Here is a 2,385-nt window from a genome sequence, read left to right as displayed (position 1 = left end):
CCCACGCCGTTGTACTGCAGGATCTGGTAGCCCAGCCCCGGCTTGTCGGAGTAGAACTCCCCGATCACCGCGCCGATCGCGGCCAGCGGCATCGCAACCTTCACCCGGTGCCGTCCACCGCGCGTACGGCACCGGTCCGAACGCCTGTTCGGCGGCTGCGAACAGGTCGAACGCGCCTACGGTGAGCCGATCCTCACGGCGACGGCCCGGCCGCCGCCGGTCCCGGACCGGAGGGCAGGGTCGACCGGTGCGGGGACGGTGGCGCGCGCCGGCGGGATCAGTCGGCGGCGTTGCGGAAGACCGGGTAGTAGCCGCCGGACTGGCCGGCCGCGGTCGGGTGGTAGGAGACCCCGAGGTTGACGTAGTTGAGCGCGTGCAGCCACTTCTCGCCGTAGCTGCACAGCTGGTGCCCGACGAAGGCCGACCGCACGTCGGCGAAGGTGAAGCCGGCCGAGGTCGCCGCGCTGCGGGTGATGTCGTCCACGAGGTTGATGCCCTCGTTGATCTTGGCGCGCGAGGTGGCGCTCAGCCCGACGCAGACGGTGCCGAGTTGGTAGAAGACCGGGTAGCCGACGACCACCACGCGGGCGTTCGGCGCCCGGGTCTTGATTCCGTTGTAGACGTTGCGCAGCAGGCCGGGGAGCTGGGCGCGGGCCTTGTCCTCGGCCGCCTGCACGGCGGCCACGCACTCGGTGGTGCCCTTGAGCACGCAGGTGGTCATGATGTTGGCGAAGCCGACGTCGTTGCCGCCGACCGTGACGCTGACCAGGGTCGTGGTGGAGCTGAGCGCCGAGAGCTGGGTGTTGATCAAGCTGGTCGTGGTCGCGCCGGAGCAGGCGACCGAGCGGTACGAGGCGGGCTTGACGTTGGCCGCGTACAACGCGGGGTAGGCGTTGGTGCTGCGCTGACAGGAGCCGCTCTCGCTGGTGTAGCTGCCGGCGCCCACGCCCGAGGCGTAGGAGTCGCCGAGGGCGACGTAGCGGTCGGTGGGGGCGGCCTGGGCGGGGCCGGCCAGGGCGAAGCTGGCGCCGAGGGCCGTGGCCAGGCTCAGGGCGAGGGTCACGAAGCGGGTTCTCCGCACGTCGCACTCCGGGGGTGAGGGGGATCGAGTGCGGAATTGATATCACTAAATATTCCCCGGCGAAAGATCCTTGCGATGATCTTAGGGGTACCGGCAACCGTTTCCGGGCCCGCCCCCGGGGCACGGACGAAGCCCGCCACACCCGGCCGGGCGCCCTCCCGGGGGGGCCGGCGGATCGGAGGCCCGGCGGATCGGGATCCCGGTCGCCCGGCGGGAAGACGGCCCGACGGCCCGGCGGATCGGGAACCCGGTCGGCCCGGCGGATCGGCGGCGCGGCGGATCGGGTCGGCCCCGTCGGCGGCTCCGCACCCGGCTCGGCGGCGGGTCGGGGCCCGCGATAGCGTCGGCGCGGCGGCCGGCCGGCGGGACGGGCGGAACCGGCGCAGGGCACGGCCCGGAAGGGGGCGGCATGGCGGGGATCGGCGGCGCCACCCGGGTGTACGCGCTGCTCGGGGACCCGATCGCGCAGGTGCGCGCCCCCGGCCTGCTCAACCCGGTGCTGGCCCGGCGCGGCGTCGACGCGGTGCTCGTCCCCGTCCACGTCGCACCGGCCGACCTCGCCCGGGTCGTAGGCGGCCTCCAACGGGTCGCCAACCTGGACGGGATGCTGGTCACCGTGCCGCACAAGGCCGCCGTCCTGGCCCTCGCCGACCGGGCCAGCGACCGCGCCCGCCTCGCCGGCAGCGCCAACGCCCTGCGCCGGGAGCCCGACGGGACGTGGACCGCCGACACGTTCGACGGCGACGGGTTCGTCCGGGGGCTGGTTGCGGGCGGTCACCGTCCCCGGGGCCGCCGGGTGTGCGTCGTGGGCGCGGGCGGGGCCGGCAGCGCGATCGCCGTCGCGCTGCTCGACGCGGGCGTGGCGGAGCTGCGGCTGGCCGACACCGACCCGGACCGGCTGGAGACGCTGCGGCGACGGCTGGGTGCCGCGTACCCCGGCCGGGTCGTCGCGGCGGCCCGACCGCGACTGGCCGACGCCGACCTCGCGGTCAACGCGACGCCCCTCGGGCTGCGCCCCGGCGACCCGCTGCCGTTCGCGGTGGCCGACCTGCCGGCCGACGCGGTGGTCGCCGACATCATCATGACCCCGGCGGAGACGGCGCTGCTGGCCGAGGCCCGCCGGCACGGGCTGCGGGCGCACCCCGGCGAGCCGATGCTGGCCCACCAGATCGAGTCCTACCTGGCGTTCTTCGGGCTCTGACCGCCGGCCGCCGCCACCGCACGATCCCACGCCGCCCGGCCCTGCGCCCCGCGCCGGGGTCGGCCCCGTACGTCCGTCCCGGGCGCCGGGGCAGAGCCGCGCC

2 protein-coding genes and 1 pseudogene are annotated in these 2,385 nt (G+C 75.5%); 1 reads left to right on the top strand and 2 read right to left on the bottom strand.

What is annotated here, in order from left to right:
• Positions 1 to 104: pseudogene (locus tag ACWENR_RS30450) on the bottom strand (ABC transporter permease); the annotation flags it as partial.
• Positions 105 to 277: 173 nt separating this feature from the next.
• Positions 278 to 1,081, bottom strand: coding sequence for an SGNH/GDSL hydrolase family protein (locus tag ACWENR_RS30445; RefSeq protein WP_452280387.1), 804 nt, complete (start codon positions 1,079 to 1,081; stop codon positions 278 to 280).
• A gap of 409 nt (positions 1,082 to 1,490) precedes the next feature.
• Here ACWENR_RS30445 and ACWENR_RS30440 point away from each other — a divergent pair, with 409 nt between their 5' ends.
• A complete protein-coding gene (locus tag ACWENR_RS30440; protein WP_452280386.1) occupies positions 1,491 to 2,282 on the top strand; it encodes a shikimate dehydrogenase family protein in 792 nt (263 codons plus the stop codon).
• Positions 2,283 to 2,385: the final 103 nt, after the last annotated feature.

This window comes from Micromonospora sp. NPDC004336, from assembly GCF_053602615.1.
The sequence above is the reverse complement of the archived record's forward strand: the minus strand, read 5'-3'. Positions and strand labels throughout refer to the sequence as shown.

Excerpts from the sequence above, each read along its gene's own strand:
- ACWENR_RS30440 (WP_452280386.1), top strand. The coding sequence starts at position 1,491 with ATGGCGGGGATCGGCGGCGCCACCCGGGTGTACGCGCTGCTCGGGGAC.